Below are 18,630 nucleotides of genomic sequence, written 5' to 3' on the forward strand. Positions count from 1 at the left end.
AATCGAGATCGACGTCCCTGCAACGCCGAGCCTTCGGGCCAACGCGCGTGGGCGAGATGACGCACCCTTCTCCCTAAAATCATTCCCGCCATGTCGATCTTCGAGATCCGGATTACCGAAACGCCAGCGGACAGCGGGAGCTCGTTCCCGTCGACGATCTACCGCGGCGAGCGCTGGGATCTGAGCCATCTGCGTCCGTTGACGTTCACCTGCGACCTGGAAACCGGCTTCGACGTGACGGTTCTGGTCCTGTTCTCCTGTCACTGCTTCACACGCAGCTTCAAATGGGACGGACGCACCCGCGACGCCATTCCGGACGACGAGATCTACGACGACGGCCGCGAGACACGCGTGCTCTGCGCGGACCGGTACCGCGCGTCACGGCAGCTGCTGCGCGGCGTGATCGTCGGACTGGCGACGCGCCGGATCGTCGTCGCGGATGAACGGCAACCCAATTTCGTCACGGTGGAAACGGTCGCATCGGACGGCACGCAACGCGTGTATGCGGTGTTCTTCGAGGTTTCGAAAGACCGGATCAGGAAACGCCGGCTCATCCTGCGCGTGCAGTCGGCCTACATGCTGGATGGCGGCCTGAACCGGCGCCAGCGGGAAGCCCGGAAAGTCGCGTTGCGCACGTTGCTGCGCGCAAGCCTGGAAGGCCGCAAGATCCGGGCGTAGAAAAACCAACGGCCGCCTTTCGGCAGCCGTCGCATGCGGGATTCTCTTTCCGTCTCTCGACGAAGTACCCACTCCAGGTGGGGCCCGATCGCTCGGGCGGCGCTATGTTTTCGCACCCGCTTTCACATAGTCTTGCGTTGAATTATAAGGAAATTCACCTCTCGGTCAAGGCAAGCCCTCCCGCCACCGCCCGCTCCGGGCGCACCATCGCCCGGCGCATTTTCATCAGACAAAAGAAAAAGCCCGCTCGGAAGCGGGCTTTTTCCTGCCTTTCGATCCTTTCGGAGCGGCCGGGCAAGCAGGCTCAGAAGCCCCAGTGCACGTCGGCTTCGCCGGCTTTCGCCTCGCGCAGCATCGTCAGGAAGGGGGCGACGCGCTGGGCCAGGCTCGGCGGCACTTCGTGGTGCGCGTGGTCGGCTTCGTCTTCGTGGAAATGGCCGGCGTGCTCGGCGCGTTCCTGCTTCGCCTGCGCAACCGCGCCTTCCAGCTTGGCGATCGCGTGGTCCAGTTCGTCGTGCGTAATCACACCGCGCTCGCCCAGCTGCTTGCCGACGAGACCCAGCACATACACGGCGAAATCCTTCAGCACGTCGAGATCCTGTGCCGCCTTGCTCTTGAACGTAATCATGACAATTCCCTTTTCATCTTGTTGTGCCTGCGCGGCGCGGTTGGGGAACGCCGACAGACCGGCGTCCGGCCTCGCGGACGCGGGCCGCCTGAGCGGCATATTAGCACCTGTTAAAATTCTGCGATCCCTGAAACGCGCGCTTAAAAAGCGCGCCGGCGGGCCGGCGTTTCCGGCCGCCACCAACGAAGCCTTCTACCAGCATGCTGCCAGCACACAAACAGACCCTCGAAGCCCTGCTCGCGGATAGCGTCAAGCAGGTCGCACACGCGCTGAAAGGCGCCGGCGCGGCAAACGCCGACGCCACGTTCGTCGCCCCCGCCATCACGCTGGAACGCCCGAAGGTCGCCGCGCACGGCGACGTCGCGTGCAACGTCGCGATGCAGCTGGCGAAGCCGCTCGGCACGAACCCGCGCCAGCTCGCCGAGCAGATCGTCGCCGCCCTCACCGCCCAGCCGGGCGCGCAAGGCCTCGTCGAAGCCGCCGAGATCGCCGGCCCCGGCTTCATCAACCTGCGCCTGTCGGCCGCCGCGAAGCAGGCGGTGATCGCCGCCGTGTTCGACCAGGGCCGCGCGTTCGGCACGTCCGATCGCGAGAAAGGCAAGCAAGTGTTGCTCGAATTCGTGTCGGCGAACCCGACCGGCCCGCTGCACGTCGGCCACGGCCGCCAGGCCGCGCTCGGCGACGTGCTCGCGAACGTGATCGCGAGCCAGGGCTACGCGGTGCACCGCGAGTTCTACTACAACGATGCAGGCGTGCAGATCGGCAACCTCGCGATCTCGACGCAGGCGCGCGCACGCGGCCTGAAGCCGGGTGACGCGGGCTGGCCGGAAGCCGCGTACAACGGCGAATACATCGCCGACATCGCACGCGACTTCCTGAACGGCGAAACGGTCGCCGCGTCGGACGGCGAGCCGGTCAAGGGCACGGGCGACGTCGAGGATCTCGACGCGATCCGCAAGTTCGCGGTCACGTACCTGCGTCGCGAGCAGGACATGGATCTGCAGGCATTCGGCGTGAAGTTCGACCAGTACTACCTCGAGTCGTCGCTGTACAGCGAGGGCCGCGTCGAGAAGACGGTCGACGCGCTGATCGAGGCCGGCATGACCTACGAGCAGGACGGCGCGCTGTGGCTGCGCACGACCGACGAAGGCGACGACAAGGATCGCGTGATGCGCAAGTCGGACGGCACGTACACGTACTTCGTGCCGGACGTCGCGTACCACGTGACGAAGTGGGAGCGCGGCTTCACCAAGGTGATCAACATCCAGGGTTCGGACCACCACGGCACGATCGCGCGCGTGCGCGCCGGCCTGCAGGGCCTGCACATCGGGATCCCGAAGGGCTACCCCGACTACGTGCTGCACAAGATGGTCACCGTGATGCGCGACGGCCAGGAAGTGAAGATCTCGAAGCGCGCGGGCAGCTACGTGACGGTGCGCGACCTGATCGAATGGTCGGGCGGCGCGGCGGCGGGCCAGGAAGCGGCCCCCGACCTGATCGACGAAGCGACCATCACGCGCGGCCGCGACGCGGTGCGGTTCTTCCTGATCTCGCGCAAGGCCGATACCGAGTTCGTGTTCGACATCGACCTCGCGCTGAAACAGAACGACGAAAACCCGGTCTATTACGTCCAGTACGCGCACGCGCGGATCTGCTCGGTGCTCAACGAGCTGAAAGCGCGCTACAACGTCGACGTCGCGCAACTGCCTGGCGCCGACCTGTCGCAGCTGACGAGCGCGCAAGCGGCGTCGCTGATGCAGAAGCTGGCCGAGTACCCGGACATGCTCACGCACGCGGCCAACGAACTGGCACCGCACGCCGTTGCGTTCTACCTGCGCGACCTCGCTGGCGAATTCCACTCGTTCTACAATGCGGAGCGCGTGCTGGTGGACGACGAAGCGCCGCGCAATGCACGCGCAGCACTCCTCGCCGCGACCCGGCAGGTGCTCGAGAATGGTCTGGCGGTGCTCGGCGTGTCCGCGCCCGCCAAGATGTAAGGACGCAAGCAGCCCGATCCGGGCTGTGAACGGCCGCGGCAGCGCCCGCCGTCGGGTGGCCGCCCCGGCCCTCTCACGATTCTTTTTGCAGGTGACTCAAGCAATGGCACAACCACGCCGAACTTCGAAGCAATCGAAACAAGCCGGAGGAACATTTCTTGGAATCGTGCTGGGCCTGATCGTCGGCCTCGCGATCGCCGTGGTGGTGGCGCTCTACATCACGCGTTCCCCGTCGCCTTTCGTGTCGAAGGTCGCGCCGCCGCCGGCCGACAACGCCGCGAGCCAGCCGCAGCAGTTCGATCCGAACCGTGCGCTGCAGGGCAAGACGCCGGGTCAGCCGGTGCCGCAGGCCGCGCAGTCGGCGCCGCCGAACACCGCGCCCGGCCAGGCCGCGAACCAGACCCAGGGCGGCCTGCTGCCCGAACCGCAGATCGTCGAAGTGCCGCCGCAGGCCAACGGGTCGAGCGGCTCGAACAACACCGGCAGCTCGAACAACTCGACCGCGTCGAACAATACGTCGTCGGGTAACGGCGTCGCCGTCGCGCCGAAGCCGGCCGACACCACGCCGCCGCCGAAGAAGACGCAGCAAGCGCAGCAGCAACAGCAGCAAGGCGGCGAGGACGATCTCGCCCGCTTCGCCGCGCAGAAGCAGGCGCAGCAAGCCGCCGCGCAAAAGCAGCAGCAACAGCAACTGGCGGCGAACACGCCGAAGCCGACCTCGTCGGCCGCGGCCGCCGCGGCAGCGAAGCCGCCGACCGCGAACGACGCGAATACCGGCTACTTCCTGCAGGTGGGCGCGTACAAGACGGAAGGCGACGCCGAGCAGCAGCGCGCGCGCCTCGGCTTCCAGGGCTTCGAGTCGAAGGTGTCGAAGCGCGATGTCAGCGGCGTGACGTACTTCCGCGTCCGTGTCGGCCCGTTCTCGAAGTTCGAGGATATGAACTCGGCTCGCCAGCGCCTGTCCGATGCAGGTGTCGACACGGCGGTGATTCGTTTCACGAAGCAGTAAGCAACCTGCCGAGCCCACTCAGAACCCGTTACGTTTCGTAACCCGAGCAACTGATTCGACGTTCACAACATGAAAAAACTGCTTAGCACGCTCCTTCTGTCCCTGGGCCTGGCGGCCGGCCTCGCGCAGGCTTCGCCCGCCGCACCGGTCGCCGGCAAGGACTTCGAGGTGATGAAGTCGCCGCAGCCGGTGTCCGCGCCGGCCGGCAAGGTCGAGGTGATCGAATTCTTCTGGTACGGCTGCCCGCACTGCTACGAATTCGAGCCGACGATCGAGGCCTGGGTGAAGAAGCAAGGCAACAACATCGACTTCAAGCGCGTCCCCGTCGCATTCCGTGACGATTTCGTCCCGCACTCGAAGCTGTTCTACGCGGTGTCCGCGCTCGGCATCTCCGAGAAGGTCACGCCGGCGATCTTCAACGCGATCCACAAGCAGAAGAACTACCTGCTGACGCCGCAGGCGCAGGCCGACTTCCTGGCCACGCAAGGCGTCGACAAGAAGAAGTTCACGGACGCGTACAACTCGTTCAGCGTGCAGGGCGAAGTGAACCAGTCGGCCAAGCTGCTGAAGGACTACGCGATCGACGGCGTGCCGACGGTCGTCATCCAGGGCAAGTACAAGACGGGCCCCGCCTACACGAACAGCATCCCGGGTACCGCCCAGGTGCTCGACTTCCTCGTGAAGCAGGTTCAGGACAAGAAGCTCTGATCCCCGCCCGCGCGCCGGCATGACTACTCCGCTGAAGGTCTTCATCACCGGCGCATCGAGCGGCCTCGGCCTCGCGATGGCCGAGGAATACGCCCGCCAGGGCGCCACGCTCGCACTCGTCGCGCGACGCACCGATGCCCTCGATGCGTTCGCGCGGCGGTTCCCGAAGCTGTCCATCTCCGTCTATTCCGCCGACGTGCGCGACGCCGATGCGCTCGCGACGGCCGCCGCGTCGTTCATCTCGACGCACGGCTGCCCCGACGTCGTGATCGCGAACGCAGGCATCAGCCAGGGCGCCGTCACGGGCCAGGGCGATCTCGCGACGTTCCGCGACGTGATGGACATCAACTACTACGGGATGGTCGCGACGTTCGAGCCGTTCGTCGGCCCGATGACGGCCACGCGCCACGGCACGCTGGTCGGTGTCGCGAGCGTTGCCGGCGTGCGCGGGCTGCCCGGCTCCGGCGCGTACAGCGCGTCGAAATCGGCCGCGATCAAGTATCTCGAAGCGCTGCGCGTCGAGCTGCGGCCGGCCGGCGTCGGCGTCGTGACGATCGCGCCCGGCTACATCCGCACGCCGATGACCGCACACAACCCGTACCGGATGCCGTTCCTGATGGACGCCGACCGCTTCGCGGCGCGCGCGGCCCAGGCAATCGCCCGGCAGCACGCGTTCCGCGTGATTCCGTGGCAGATGGGCGTCGTCGCGAAGGTGCTGCATGTGTTGCCGCGCTGGCTGTACGACCGCCTGTTCGAGAAGGCGCCGCGCAAGCCGAAGGCCGGGGCGCACTGACGCAACGGCGAGTGCCGGCCCGCGCGATGCTTCGAGGGCCGTCTCTCCGTCTCTCCGTCTCTCCGTCTCTCCGTCTCTCCGTCTCTCCGCACCGACGCCAAGCTGCTTCGACGCTTCGATTCGCGGCACGCCCGCACCGCTCCCGCGCCGCCCCCGACGCGCCGCTGCCCAGCATCGCGGGCCCCAGCGCTCTTCCACCCGCAGCCTCCGTCGCCCCACTCGCCGCCCCAACACCCGTTCCGTCGCGAACGCAGCCGTTTTTCGGTCAATTCGCCGCGTTCAGGCGCCTTTTTTCACGCGCCGTGCGCTTTGACGGTATGCTATTCGCCAGCCGCGCCGGCCCTGTCCGCTTCCGGGCCGCGCCCGCATCCCGTCACCCAGCAAAAACACAAGCCACGTGGGAGATCCTATGCAGGTCAAGCTGTTCGCCGCGGCCACGCTCGCCGCCGCCCTCGCCGCCCCCGGCCTCGCCGCCGCCAAGCCGCTCACCATCTGCACGGAATCGAGCCCGGACGGCTTCGACGTCGTGCAGTACAACTCGCTTGTCACGACCAACGCATCGGCCGACGTGATCTTCAACACGCTCGTGTCGTACGACGAAGCCGCGAAGAAGGTCGTGCCCGCGCTCGCCGACAAATGGGATGCGAGCGCCGACGGCCTCACGTACACGTTCCACCTGCGCCCGAACGTCGCGTTCCAGACTACCGACTATTTCAAGCCGACCCGCTCGCTCGACGCGGACGACGTCGTGTTCACGTTCTCACGGATGCTCGACGACTCGAATCCGTGGCACAAGGTGGCCGGCGCGAGCGGCTTCCCGCACGCGCAGTCGATGGGCCTCGTGAAGCTCGTGAAGTCGGTCACGAAGGTGGACGACAACACCGTGAAGTTCGTGCTGAACGAGCCGAACGCGACGTTCGTGCCGATCCTGACGATGGGCTTCGCATCGATCTACTCGGCCGAATACGCAGACCAGCTGCTGAAGGCCGGCAAGCAGGCCGACCTGAACGCGAAGCCGGTCGGCACCGGCCCGTTCGTGCTGAAGAGCTATACGAAGGACGCGCTGATCCGCTACGACGTGAACCCGACCTACTGGGGCACGAAGCCGAAGGTCGACCGGCTGATCTATGCGATCACGCCCGACCCGTCGGTGCGCCTGCAGAAGGTCAAGGCCGGCGAATGCCAGATCGCGCTGTCGCCGAAGCCGCAGGACGTGCTCGCCGCGAAGGGCGAAAGCGCGTTGAAGGTCGTGCAGACGCCCGCGTTCATGACCGCGTTCGTCGCGCTGAACACGCAGAAGAAGCCGCTCGACAACGACAAGGTGCGCGAAGCGCTGAACCTCGCGTTCGACCGCGCGACCTACCTGAAGGTCGTGTTCGACAATACCGCGACGGCCGCGAACAACCCGTATCCGCCGAACACGTGGAGCTACGCGAAGGACGTCGCGCCGTATGCGTACGATCCGGCGAAGGCGAAGCAGCTGCTTGCGCAGGCCGGCTTCCAGAACGGCTTCTCGACGACGATCTGGACGCGCCCGACCGGCAGCGTGCTGAACCCGAACCCGAAGGTCGGCGCGGAGCTGCTGCAGGCCGACCTCGCGAAGATCGGCGTGAAGGCCGAGGTCAAGGTGATCGAATGGGGCGAGCTGATCAAGCAGGCGAAGCTCGGCCAGCATGACATGCTGTTCATGGGCTGGGCCGGCGACAACGGCGATCCGGACAACTACCTGTCGCCGCTGTTCAGCTGCAATGCGGTGAAGTCGGGCATCAACTTCGCGCGCTTCTGCGACACGCGGCTCGACAAGCTGATCGCCGACGGCAAGTCGACCGCCGACCAGGCCAAGCGCGCAAAACTGTACGAAGCCGCGCAGAAGATCATCCACGACCAGGCGCTGTGGATTCCGCTCGGCTACCCGACCGCGGCCGCGCTCACGCGCACGAACGTGAGCGGCTATCACGTGAGTCCGTTCGGACGGCAGAACTTCACGACCGTCGCCGTGCAGTAACGCGATCCTCGCGCGTGGCGCGCAGGCGACGGTGCGTCCGACCGTCGCTTGCGGCCCGCGCGCCGCGCTTGCTACACTGCGCGCTCATTCCTCATACCGGACGCCAGCCAAAGTGAACAACTAAGCCTTCCCGAAATGTTTTCGCCGCCGTGCCACGCACGCCGCGCGCGAAGGTCTTCACGCATTTTTGGAGGTGCTTATGGCTGCAGCCACGCCCACCGGCGCGCTCGTCGCGCTTCATCACGTTTCCTTCCGCTTCGACGACGGCTTCACGCTGTTCGATTCGCTCGACCTGTCCATCGACCGCACGCCGACCGGCATCGTCGGCCGCAACGGCATCGGCAAGAGCCAGCTCGCGCAATTGATCGCGGGGCGCTGCGCGCCGAGCGCGGGGACGATCGAGCGGCACACGTCAGTCGTCTACGTCGCGCAGCAGCATGACGACGGCGACGTATCGGCCGGCCCGCGAACCGTCGCGCAGATTGCCGCGCTCGACGCGCCGCTCGGCGCACTCGCGCGTCTCGCCGACGGTCGCGCGGAACCACACGACTTCGACCTGATCGGCGACCGCTGGGATCTCGCGGAGCGGCTGCGCATCGCGCTCGACGCAGCGGGCCTGCACGACGTGCGCGCCGACATGCCCGCGCAGGCATTGAGCGGCGGCCAGCTCGCGCGCGTCGCGCTGATCGGCGCGCTGCTGTCCGGCGCGGGCTTGCTCGTGCTCGACGAACCGACCAACCATCTCGACGCGCCGGGCCGTGCGTGGCTGCGCGCGGCGCTCGACGGCTGGCGCGGCGGCGTCGTCATCGTGAGCCACGACCGTGCGCTGCTTGCCGACGTACAGCGCATCGTCGAGCTGACGCCACAAGGCGTGCGCGCGTATGGCGGCAACTACGCGCTCTATCGTGCGCAGCGCGACGCGGAACAGGATGCCGCGCAGTCCGCGCTCGACAACGCGCGTGCCGAACGCGGACGCGTCAGGCGCAGGCTCGAACAGGAGCACGACACGATCCAGCGTCACGCGGCCGCGTCGCTGCGCGACGCGAAGACGGCCAACCTGTCGTCGATGGCAAAACAGAGTCGCAAGGGTGCGGCGCGCAGCATCATGGGCACGGTGCGGCGCCACCAAAGCGAATTCAAGGCGACGCTCGACGAACGCGTACAGGAAGCGGCCGCTCGCGTCGAAGCCGATGCGCCCGTGCTCGTGTCGCTGCCGGGCACTGCGGTCAGTGCACGCCGCCAGTTGTTCACGCTCGACCGCGCGCAACTGCCGTGGCGCATCGCCGGCGATGCCGACGCGATCACATGGTCGGCCAGCGGCCCGCTACGCATCGCATTGACCGGCCCGAACGGCTGCGGCAAATCGACGTTGCTGCGCATGCTCGCGGGCGAGCTTTCGCCGCGTTCAGGTGCATGCACGACGCACGTGAGCGCCGCGTATCTCGACCAGCGGCTCGCGCTGCTCGATCCCGATCGTTCGATCGTCGAGCAACTGGGGCTGCTCGATACGCCGCTCGCCGAAGGCGACCTGCGCAGCCGTCTGGCGCTGCTGCAGCTCGACGCGGTGCGCGCGACGCAGCCCGCGCGGCAGCTGAGCGGCGGCGAACGGCTGAAGGCCGCGCTCGCCTGCGCGCTGTGGCGCGGCGTGCCCGCGCAGCTGCTGCTGCTCGACGAGCCGACCAATCACCTCGATCTCGAATCGGTGCGGGCGATCGAAGCCGCACTGGCGGGCTTTCCCGGCGCGATCGTGGTCGCGTCGCACGACACCGCGTTTCTCGCGGCGCTCGACCCGACGCACACGATGCAATGGCATCGCGACGGGTGGCGCTACGAACCCGTCGCCTGAGGAGAACGCAGCGGTATCAGCCGGCGGTGCGGAACCGCAGCACGCCGTCGTCGCCCTGCTCGCGCACGAGTTCGCCCGCGAGCCACAGCAGGTTCAGGTGCGCGAGCGCCTCGCCGAGCGCGAACGTCATCTGGTGGATGTCGAGCTCGCGCCGGCGGAACATGATCGGCACGACGTCGGCTGCGCTCATCGGCTTTTCCGCGCACGCGACGCGCACTTCGGCCAGGCGCGCGTCATGGTGCTCGCGCAGTTGCGTGATGCGCGTACGCACGCCGCGGAACGGCTTGCCGTGCGACGGCAGCACCAGCGTATCGGGCGCCATCGTCTCGTAGCGGCCGAGCGACTGCAGGTACAGCGCGAGCGGGTTCGCTTCCGGTTCGAGGTCGAACACCGACACGTTCGTCGAGATGCGCGGCAGCACCATGTCGCCGGAGATCAGCACGCCGTCCGCTTCGCTGTGCAGCGCGCAATGTTCAGGCGAATGGCCGAAGCCGGTCACGACGCGCCACGTGCGCGCGCCGATCGTCACCGCGTCACCCTCGCGCAGGCGCCGGTAGCGCGGCGGCACGGCCGGCACGAGATCCGAGTAGTAGCTGCGGCGGTTGCGCAGCTTGTCGAGCGCGGCCGGATCGGTCAGCCCGTGGCGCGCGAAGTGATCGGCGGCCGCCGCGCCGCCCGCGTTCGAGCCGTTGCCGGCCGCCATCAGGCAGCCGAACATGTACTCGCCGAGCGTCATCCACAGCCGCACGTTCCAGCGGCCCTTGTCGCCGCCTTCGCACAGCCAGTTCGCGAGGCCGAAGTGATCGGGGTGGCAGTGCGTGACGAGCACGCGCAGCACGGGCAGGCCGTCGAGATGCGTGTCGAAGATCTGCTCCCAGTGCGTGCGGATCGCGTCCGACGAGATCCCGCAATCGACGATCGTCCAGCCGGGCTGCCCGTCGATCTCGTCGCGCAGCAGCCACAGGTTGATGTGATCGAGCGAGAACGGCAGCGGCATGCGCAGCCAGCGCACGCCGGGCGCGACCTCGAACGTGTCGCCCGCGGCGGGCAGCGTGTCGGCGAAGGGATAGTCGAGTTGGTGTTCCAGTGCGTTCATCGGTGGGGCGTCTCGTCGTTATCGGTGCGATTGCGCGCCGGCGGCAGGCCGCGGCGGGCGGTGCGTCGATTCTATCGCCGTCCCGAGGAACGCGTGCCCGGCGGCTTGCCGCCCGTCAAAAAAAGTTCGTGCCAGAATCGGTTCCGTACCCGTATCTTTACGCGAAGATGCACCGAACGGCACCCAACGGCGGGCAACCCGCCGCCGGCCGGCCGGCCGCGCCTTGCCGCAAAGCCCTTGAATTGCCCGCTTGGGCGCTAAAATGGCGAGTGCTTACAGCCCCTCCCGAACGAGCCTGCACGCGATGAATCACTTCCCCAAACTGCTGTCTTCGCAGATCGGCTTCGACGTCGCGCAGACGTTGCTCGAGAACTTCGACCGCCACTACCGGATCTTCCGCGACGCGGCCGTCAAGGCGAAGACGCTGTACGAGCAAGGCGACTGGCACGGGCTGCAGCGGCTCGCGCGCGAGCGGATCACGTCGTACGACGATCGCGTGAAGGAATGCGTCGAGGTGCTGGAAGACGAATACGACGCGGAGAACATCGACGACGAAGTGTGGCAGCAGATCAAGCTGCACTACATCGGGCTGCTCACGTCGCACCGCCAGCCCGAGTGCGCGGAAACCTTCTTCAATTCGGTGTGCTGCAAGATCCTGCACCGCTCGTACTTCAGCAACGATTTCATCTTCGTGCGCCCGGCGATCTCGACCGAGTACCTGGAGAACGACGAGCCGGCCGCGAAGCCGACCTACCGCGCGTACTATCCGGGCACCGACGGGCTCGCGGCCACGCTCGAGCGGATCGTCACGAACTTCCAGCTCGAGCCGGCGTTCGACGATCTCCCGCGCGACATCGCGTGTGTGATGGAGGCGATCCACGACGAATTCGGCCACTTCGACGAAGCGCCGAATTTCCAGATCCACGTGCTGTCGTCGCTGTTCTTCCGTAACAAGAGCGCGTACATCGTCGGCCGCATCATCAACGCCGACCGCGTGCTGCCGTTCGCGGTGCCGATCCGCCACGTGCGCCCGGGCGTGCTCTCGCTCGACACCGTGCTGCTGCGCCGCGACCAGCTGATGATCATCTTCGGCTTCTCGCACTCGTATTTCCTCGTCGACATGGGCGTGCCGTCCGCGTACGTCGACTTCCTGTGCACGATCATGCCCGGCAAGCCGAAGGCGGAGATCTACACGTCGGTCGGCCTGCAGAAGCAGGGCAAGAACCTGTTCTATCGCGACCTGCTGCACCATCTGTCGCATTCGAGCGACCGCTTCATCATCGCGCCCGGGATCAAGGGCCTCGTGATGCTCGTGTTCACGCTGCCGTCGTTCCCGTACGTGTTCAAGATCATCAAGGATCACTTCCCGCCGCCGAAGGAAACCACGCGCGCGCAGATCATGGAGAAGTACCAGCTCGTGAAGCGCCACGACCGCCTCGGGCGGATGGCCGACACGCTCGAGTATTCGAGCGTCGCGCTGCCGCTCGCGCGGCTCGACCACGCGCTCGTGCGCGAGCTGGAGAAGGAAGTGCCGTCGCTGCTCGAATACGAGGACGGCAATCTCGTCATCAAGCACCTGTACATCGAGCGCCGGATGACGCCGCTCAACCTGTACCTGCAGAACGGCTCCGACACCGACGTCGAGCACGGCGTGAAGGAGTACGGCAACGCGGTGAAGGAGCTGATGAAGGCGAACATCTTCCCGGGCGACATGCTGTACAAGAACTTCGGCGTCACGCGCCACGGCCGCGTGGTGTTCTACGACTACGACGAGATCGAGTACCTGACCGACTGCAACGTGCGCCGCGTGCCACCACCGCGCAACGAGGAAGACGAACTGTCCGGCGAACCGTGGTATACCGTCGGCCCGCACGACATCTTTCCGGAGACCTACGGGCCGTTCCTGCTCGGCGACCCGCGCGTACGCGACGTCTTCATGAAACATCACGCGGACTTTTTCGATCCCGCGCTGTGGCAGGCCAGCAAGGACAAGCTGATCCAGGGCGAATTGCCCGACTTCTATCCATACGACACCGCGCTGCGCTTTTGCGTGCGCTACCCCGCGCGTTTCGGCGCGACGGAGCGGGGCGATGCCGCAGGCGACGCGCAGCGCGCCGCCTGACGCCCGCTTTACCGCACCGATTGCGACCCGATTTCCGCCAACGGAATCCACACCGATGAACCCCCAAGACAATCCGCTTTCACACCTGTTCGACAACAACGACGCCTGGGTCAAGCACAAGCTCGAGGACGACCCGCAATTCTTCGCGCGTCTCGCCCACCAGCAGGCGCCGGAATATCTGTGGATCGGCTGCTCGGATTCGCGCGTGCCCGCGAACGAGATCATCGGCCTGCCGCCGGGCGAAGTGTTCGTCCACCGCAATATCGCGAACGTGGTCGTGCACAGCGACCTGAACTGCCTGTCGGTGATCCAGTTCGCGGTCGATATCCTGCGCGTGAAGCACATCATGGTCGTCGGCCACTACGGCTGCTCGGGCGTGAATGCCGCCCTGCTCAACCGCCGCGTCGGCCTCGCCGACAACTGGCTGCATCACGTGCAGGACGTGCGCGAACGCCACACGGCGCTGCTCGACGCATGGCCGGTGGGCGAAGCGCGCTATCGTCGCCTGATCGAGCTGAACGCGATCGAGCAGGTCGTCAACGTGTGCCGCACGACGATCGTCAACGACGCGTGGGCGCGCGGCCAGTCGCTCACCGTGCACGGGCTCGTGTACGGCGTGCACGACGGCCGGATGCGCAACCTCGGGATGGCCGTGTCGAGCTTCGACGCGCTCGACGAGACCTACAAGCGCTGCGTGGCCGCACTCGTCGCCGGCGGCGAGCATGCACCGGACAACGACATGATCGCGGCGGACGCCGCACGGCTCGAAGGCGTCGCGCAGGCTGTCGCCGCCACGCTGAAGCCGTGCGACGACGCGAAGTAACGCAGCGGCCTGCGCGGCGGACACTGCGCAGGCGTGCAGCCGTGCCACCCATCGAACGGATCTGACACCGGCGCTGCCGCGGCGGCGCCAAGCAAAGGAGCGACGGGCATGAAAACCGCATTGATCGTCGGTGCATCGCGCGGCCTCGGCCGCGAATTCGTCCGCCAATACCGGCGCGACGGCTGGAACGTGATCGCCACCGCGCGCGACGACGCGTCGCTCGACGCGCTGCGCGCGCTCGGCGCGCACGCGCATGCGCTCGACATCACGCAGCCCGAGCAGATCGCGGCGCTCGGCTGGAAGCTCGACGGCGAGCGGCTCGATGCGGCCGTGCTGGTGTCGGGTGTGTACGGGCCGCGCACCGAGGGGGTCGAGACGGTCACCGCCGAGGATTTCGACGCGGTGATGCATACGAACGTGCGCGGGCCGATGCAGTTGCTGCCGATCGTGCTGCCGCTCGTCGAGGACGCGCGTGGCGTGCTGGCCGTCGTGTCGAGCCGGATGGGCAGCATCGCCGAGGCGACCGGCACGACCGGCTGGCTGTACCGCGCGAGCAAGGCCGCGCTGAACGACGCGCTGCGCATCGCGTCGCTGCAGACGCGCCACGCCGCGTGCATTTCGCTCCATCCCGGCTGGGTGCGCACCGACATGGGCGGCGCGCAGGCCGCGATCGACCCGGAAACCAGTGTGACCGGCATGCGCCGCGTGATCGCCGAATCCGGCGCGGACGTGTCGCAGGCAAACGGCCGCTTCTTCCAGTACGACGGCGTCGAGCTCAGCTGGTGAGCCGGCATCACAACCTGGCGTCGTTAATTCCCGTTTCGCATGATTTTGAACCGACCTGACGCGTGCCCGTGCGGCGGCGCGTCCCCCGCTCCCGCCGGCAAAGCGCCGGCGCCCCGCTATGCGGCCTGCTGCGGCCGCTTCATCGACGGCGGCCAAGCCGCGCCGACCGCGCTCGAGTTGATGCGCTCGCGGTACAGCGCGTACGTGCTCGGCGCGACCGACTACCTGCGCGCGACCTGGGCCGCGCGCACCTGCCCGGCCGATCTCGACACCGACCCCGACGCACCCGACGCGCCGCGCTGGCTCGGGCTCGCGGTCAAACGCCATGCGCCGCTCGACGAGCGGCACGCGGAGGTCGAGTTCGTGGCGCGCTACAAGGTCGGCGGACGCGCTTACCGGCTCCACGAGACGAGCCGTTTCGAGCGCGACGAACAGGGATTCTGGCGTTATGTCGACGGCGAAGTAAGTGAACGTTGACAAATAGTTGCTGTGTCAGACGCCGGGTAATTCCCGCATTGCACAACCTCATTTTGTCCGGCTACGATGACCTGGAATTGGTCATGTTGCATGGCAGGGCTTACGAATGGCGTTCAGCAAGGTATTGGTGGGATGGATGGCGGCCTGTGCGCTGTCGGCCGCTCAGGCCGGTACGCTGTCGAGCGCAAATTCAGGGACGGGTGCCGGCGCCAGCGGGTCGCTCGCCCACGCCGAACGCTTCGACTACAGCGATTCGAACCTGCCGCAGGTCGCCGCCGACCTGAACGAACAGATCCTCCGCATTCCGGCCGACGCATCGGGCACCGTCACGCTCGAAGCCACGCTCTTCAAGCCGAACGGCCCGGGCCCGTTCCCGCTCGTCGTCTTCAATCACGGCAAGAACACCGGCGATCTCCATCTGCAGCCGCGCAGCCGGCCGCTCGCGTTCGCGCGCGAATTCGTGCGCCGCGGCTATGCGGTGGTCGCGCCGAACCGCCAGGGCTTCGCGGGCTCGGACGGCACGTACCAGCAGGAAGGCTGCAACGTCGGCAAGAACGGCCTCGCGCAGGCGGCCGACGTCGACGCAACGGTGCGCTACATGTCCCACCAGTCGTACGTCGATGCGTCGCGCATCGTCGTCGCCGGCACGTCGCACGGCGGCCTCGTATCGGTCGCGTACGGCACCGAAGCCGCACCGGGCGTGCGCGGCATCATCAACTTCTCCGGCGGGCTGCGCCAGGATCTCTGCGACGGCTGGCAGAAGAACCTCGTCGACGCGTTCGACCAGTACGGCGCACACACGGCCGTGCGGTCGCTGTGGCTGTACGGCGACAACGATTCGGTGTGGACGCCCGGGCTCGTCGCGCAGATGCACGGCGCGTACGTTTCGCACGGCACGCAGGCCCAGTTCATCGATTTCGGCCGCTACAAGGACGACGCACACCGGCTGATCGTCGATCGCGACGGCGTGCCCGTATGGTGGCCGGCGGTCAACGCGTTCCTCGCGCAGCTGAACCTGCCGACCTCGGTGCGCTACGCGGTCGCGAACCCGCACGAACCGAAGGCGAGCGGCTATGCGTCGATCGACTCGGTCAATGCGGTGCCGTATGTCGACGAAGCCGGCCGCGAAGGCTATCGGCGCTTCCTGAACCAGCATCCGAGCCGCGCGTTCGCGGTGTCGTCGGAAGGCGCGTGGTCGTGGGCCGAAGGCGGCGACGATCCGATGGCGCTCGCGCTCGACAACTGCGCGAAGCAGGGCGCAGGTTCGTGCAGGCTGTATGCGGTCAACGACCGGGTCGTGTGGAACAACGCGACGCAGACGGCCGACAGCGACGACAGCGACGACAGCAACGCACGCGACACCGGCACGCCGGCGCTGGCTTCGCGTTGACGCAAGTCCGTCACTTCCCCCTCGCACGTCACGCCGAGGCCATCGCAGCGCCTCGCTTCACGCACCGCTCACGCTCGTAAAATCGAGCGCAATCCATGTAACGCTCGTTTTTACGAGCATTCAGCTTGAATTCGCGTAGGCATGATCTATCATGCTCGTTATTTCGATCCCTATCGACATAACGATTGATTTTACGAACATGAAGGTCAATCAAGCCGCTGCGGCCAGCCCAACCGTTCTCGCGGAAGCCGCCCGCGTTGGCGAAGCGCTCGCCCGTCTGCGCGTTTCGCGCCGCGTTCAGCAAAACGAGGCGGCCACCCGCGCCGGGCTCTCGCGCAATACCGCCTATCGTATCGAGAAAGGCGATCCTGGCGTCGCCCTCGGGCAGTGGCTTCGGTATCTCGACGCGATTGCGCCAGGAACGACCCTGCTGGAACTGCTCTCTGGAACGGATCCGTCGCTCAAGGCTCAAGCGGCCCGCGAACGCGGCCGGCGTGTGCGCTCGCTCACCGACAACGAACTCAAGGATCTGGACTTCTGATGGCTGCCGTCGTCAAAAGACTCGCGGTGTTTGCCTATCTTGACGATGACTGGGTACCCGCCGGCCTGCTCGAAATGACCGAAGACGGCGTGAGCCTGCAGGCGTCGAGCTTCGCATACGGCTTGCGCTATCTCGGCCGGCCCAACGCCATCGAAATCGACCCGGTCAGCTTGGGCCTCGCAAGAAAGGACGAGATACGCGGCAAGATGAACTTTCCGGTGGGCGGATTGACGCAGTTCGGCGGTATTCGCGACGCCGCGCCCGATGCATGGGGGCGACGTGTCATCGAAGCCAAGCTCAGGGCCAAAGCCAACGCGCTGCCCGAGTCCACCTATCTCCTGCACGCCGGCAGTCAGCGGATCGGCGCACTCGATGTTCGGGAGAGCCTGGACACGCCTCCCGGCCCGCAGACGGGCAATGGCCTGCTCAACCTCGAATACCTGGTCAATTCGGCGGCGCGCATCGAGGAAGGCGAGACCGTGCCCGCCGAACTCGAGGCCATCTTCGTACAAGGGAGCGGCCTCGGCGGTGCTCGCCCGAAGGCGACGGTGCGCGACGACGACGGCGTGTTGTGGCTGGCCAAATTCCCGAGTCTCGGCGATCGGTTGAACCTGACGGTCATCGAAGAAGCCACGCTTCGTCTGGCGGCACGGTGCGGCATTCGGGTACCGCCCACCCGCATCGTCGACGCGGGAACCCGTCAGGTCATGTTGATCCGCCGATTCGATCGGTACTGGACCCACCCCGAATTCGACACCGTTCGCGGCGACGACGCGTTATACCTGCCCCCTCGCGCCGGAACGACCGAGCGAAGACTCCCCTTCGCGAGTGCGTTGACCCTGGTCGGCTGCTCCGAGATGGAATCGATGGCGAAAAGTTACCAGGACGTCGCGCACGCGATCCGGCAGCATGGACACATCGATGCCATTCGCACCGACAACCGGGAACTGTTCAAGCGGATGGTCTTCAACATTCTCGTGAGCAACGACGACGACCACCTGCGCAACCACGGATTCATCCACGACCCCCGCCTCCCCGGCTGGCGCCTCAGCCCGCTGTACGATGTCCTGCCCCGGCCGAGCAGCGCGCACGAGCGCTATCTGCATCTTGGCATCGGGCCGCAAGGCCGGCTCGCGACGCTGGACAACGCGTTCGACGCCCGGGATGCGTTCGGTCTGTCGAAAACGGATGCCGGACTCGCGATTGCGGAAGTCTGGCAACCGACCCGCGAGTGGAAGACGTGGTTCGAGGAGCGCGGCGTGCCCGGCAAGGAAATCGACAATATCGCGCCGGCGTTCCGCCACATCGATGACGTATCCCACTCGACGCTACGTAAAGCGTTGCCCTGATCTCACCTTCCATCGGCGTCCGTCCCGGCGCCTTGCCATGCATGGCCTCCGTCGATCGGGCAACGCAAGACGCTGGGTCGTTCGATCTCCCTGTGTCGCCACAAACCACCCATTTCATCATTCCCCCTATTTCTGCGCCGTCACGCCCCACCCAGCCCACGATTTTTTTCGGTTGGGGGGGCTCACTCGAACGTCGTCATCTGCGGTCATTTCGGGACATCTGAACCGTACCGTCCCGAGCCGCCCCGATCTGCGCCGAACTCCCGCCGGGCAAGGCTTCGCAGCGTTTGTAACCGGTAGTGCAACGGGTCGCGGAACACGCTAATCTCAGCGCGTTTCGTGTCCCGCCGCGCGGCATCCCGACGATGCCGCGCAGCCGTTT

The 18,630-nt window shown here is 66.7% G+C and carries 16 protein-coding genes; 14 read left to right on the forward strand and 2 right to left on the reverse strand.

From position 1 onward, the window contains the following. The first annotated feature begins 90 nt into the window (after window positions 1–90). Window positions 91–678 (forward strand): hypothetical protein, encoded by a 588-nt coding sequence (locus tag FFS49_RS14925; protein ID WP_039346355.1) that lies wholly within the window; start codon window positions 91–93, stop codon window positions 676–678. 304 nt (window positions 679–982) lie between these two features. Here the strand turns inward: FFS49_RS14925 and FFS49_RS14930 are convergent, their stop codons facing one another. After that, window positions 983–1,306 (reverse strand): DUF1840 domain-containing protein, encoded by a 324-nt coding sequence (locus tag FFS49_RS14930; RefSeq protein WP_011353361.1) that lies wholly within the window; start codon window positions 1,304–1,306, stop codon window positions 983–985. A 200-nt stretch (window positions 1,307–1,506) separates the two neighbouring features. On the opposite strand from FFS49_RS14930, the gene argS reads away from it, so the two are divergent. The 6 genes from argS to FFS49_RS14960 all read left to right on the forward strand — a co-directional run bounded on the left by argS (window position 1,507) and on the right by FFS49_RS14960 (window position 9,664). Continuing rightward, the gene (gene argS, locus FFS49_RS14935) at window positions 1,507–3,303 is read left to right on the forward strand and encodes an arginine--tRNA ligase (RefSeq protein ID WP_105816736.1); all 1,797 of its coding nucleotides are present in this window, start codon (window positions 1,507–1,509) and stop codon (window positions 3,301–3,303) included. A gap of 103 nt (window positions 3,304–3,406) precedes the next feature. Beyond that, a complete protein-coding gene (locus FFS49_RS14940) occupies window positions 3,407–4,312 on the forward strand; it encodes an SPOR domain-containing protein (RefSeq protein ID WP_039346359.1) in 906 nt (301 codons plus the stop codon). A 69-nt stretch (window positions 4,313–4,381) separates the two neighbouring features. Then, the gene (locus FFS49_RS14945; RefSeq protein WP_039346369.1) at window positions 4,382–5,020 is read left to right on the forward strand and encodes a thiol:disulfide interchange protein DsbA/DsbL; all 639 of its coding nucleotides are present in this window, start codon (window positions 4,382–4,384) and stop codon (window positions 5,018–5,020) included. Window positions 5,021–5,039: 19 nt separating this feature from the next. Next, the gene (locus FFS49_RS14950) at window positions 5,040–5,813 is read left to right on the forward strand and encodes an SDR family oxidoreductase (protein WP_046544310.1); all 774 of its coding nucleotides are present in this window, start codon (window positions 5,040–5,042) and stop codon (window positions 5,811–5,813) included. A gap of 409 nt (window positions 5,814–6,222) precedes the next feature. Continuing rightward, window positions 6,223–7,818 (forward strand): ABC transporter substrate-binding protein, encoded by a 1,596-nt coding sequence (locus tag FFS49_RS14955; protein ID WP_105816735.1) that lies wholly within the window; start codon window positions 6,223–6,225, stop codon window positions 7,816–7,818. Window positions 7,819–8,017: 199 nt separating this feature from the next. Next, entirely contained in the window at window positions 8,018–9,664 is a 1,647-nt protein-coding gene (locus FFS49_RS14960) for an ABC-F family ATP-binding cassette domain-containing protein (protein WP_105816734.1), read from the forward strand. Window positions 9,665–9,680: 16 nt separating this feature from the next. Here the strand turns inward: FFS49_RS14960 and FFS49_RS14965 are convergent, their stop codons facing one another. Further along, the gene (locus tag FFS49_RS14965) at window positions 9,681–10,760 is read right to left on the reverse strand and encodes an MBL fold metallo-hydrolase (RefSeq protein ID WP_105816733.1); all 1,080 of its coding nucleotides are present in this window, start codon (window positions 10,758–10,760) and stop codon (window positions 9,681–9,683) included. Between the two features lie 304 nt (window positions 10,761–11,064). Here FFS49_RS14965 and aceK point away from each other — a divergent pair, with 304 nt between their 5' ends. From aceK to FFS49_RS15005, 7 genes are all read left to right on the forward strand, one after another. Next, window positions 11,065–12,882 (forward strand): bifunctional isocitrate dehydrogenase kinase/phosphatase, encoded by a 1,818-nt coding sequence (gene aceK, locus FFS49_RS14975; protein ID WP_105816732.1) that lies wholly within the window; start codon window positions 11,065–11,067, stop codon window positions 12,880–12,882. 55 nt (window positions 12,883–12,937) lie between these two features. Continuing rightward, the gene (gene can, locus FFS49_RS14980) at window positions 12,938–13,705 is read left to right on the forward strand and encodes a carbonate dehydratase (protein WP_039346539.1); all 768 of its coding nucleotides are present in this window, start codon (window positions 12,938–12,940) and stop codon (window positions 13,703–13,705) included. A 108-nt stretch (window positions 13,706–13,813) separates the two neighbouring features. After that, window positions 13,814–14,491, forward strand: coding sequence for an SDR family oxidoreductase (locus FFS49_RS14985; protein WP_039346388.1), 678 nt, complete (start codon window positions 13,814–13,816; stop codon window positions 14,489–14,491). Between the two features lie 39 nt (window positions 14,492–14,530). After that, the gene (locus tag FFS49_RS14990; protein WP_039346391.1) at window positions 14,531–14,968 is read left to right on the forward strand and encodes a YchJ family protein; all 438 of its coding nucleotides are present in this window, start codon (window positions 14,531–14,533) and stop codon (window positions 14,966–14,968) included. Between the two features lie 106 nt (window positions 14,969–15,074). Then, entirely contained in the window at window positions 15,075–16,358 is a 1,284-nt protein-coding gene (locus FFS49_RS14995; RefSeq protein WP_105816731.1) for a CocE/NonD family hydrolase, read from the forward strand. Window positions 16,359–16,509: 151 nt separating this feature from the next. Next, window positions 16,510–16,899 (forward strand): helix-turn-helix transcriptional regulator, encoded by a 390-nt coding sequence (locus FFS49_RS15000; protein WP_224755985.1) that lies wholly within the window; start codon window positions 16,510–16,512, stop codon window positions 16,897–16,899. Next, a complete protein-coding gene (locus FFS49_RS15005; protein WP_105816730.1) occupies window positions 16,899–18,248 on the forward strand; it encodes a HipA domain-containing protein in 1,350 nt (449 codons plus the stop codon). The genes FFS49_RS15000 and FFS49_RS15005 overlap by 1 nt, the downstream gene beginning before the upstream one ends. Window positions 18,249–18,630 lie beyond the last annotated feature (382 nt).

It is taken from the genome of Burkholderia sp. 4NA327C6, from assembly GCF_005502655.1.
Taxonomy (GTDB): Bacteria; Pseudomonadota; Gammaproteobacteria; order Burkholderiales; family Burkholderiaceae; genus Burkholderia; species Burkholderia contaminans.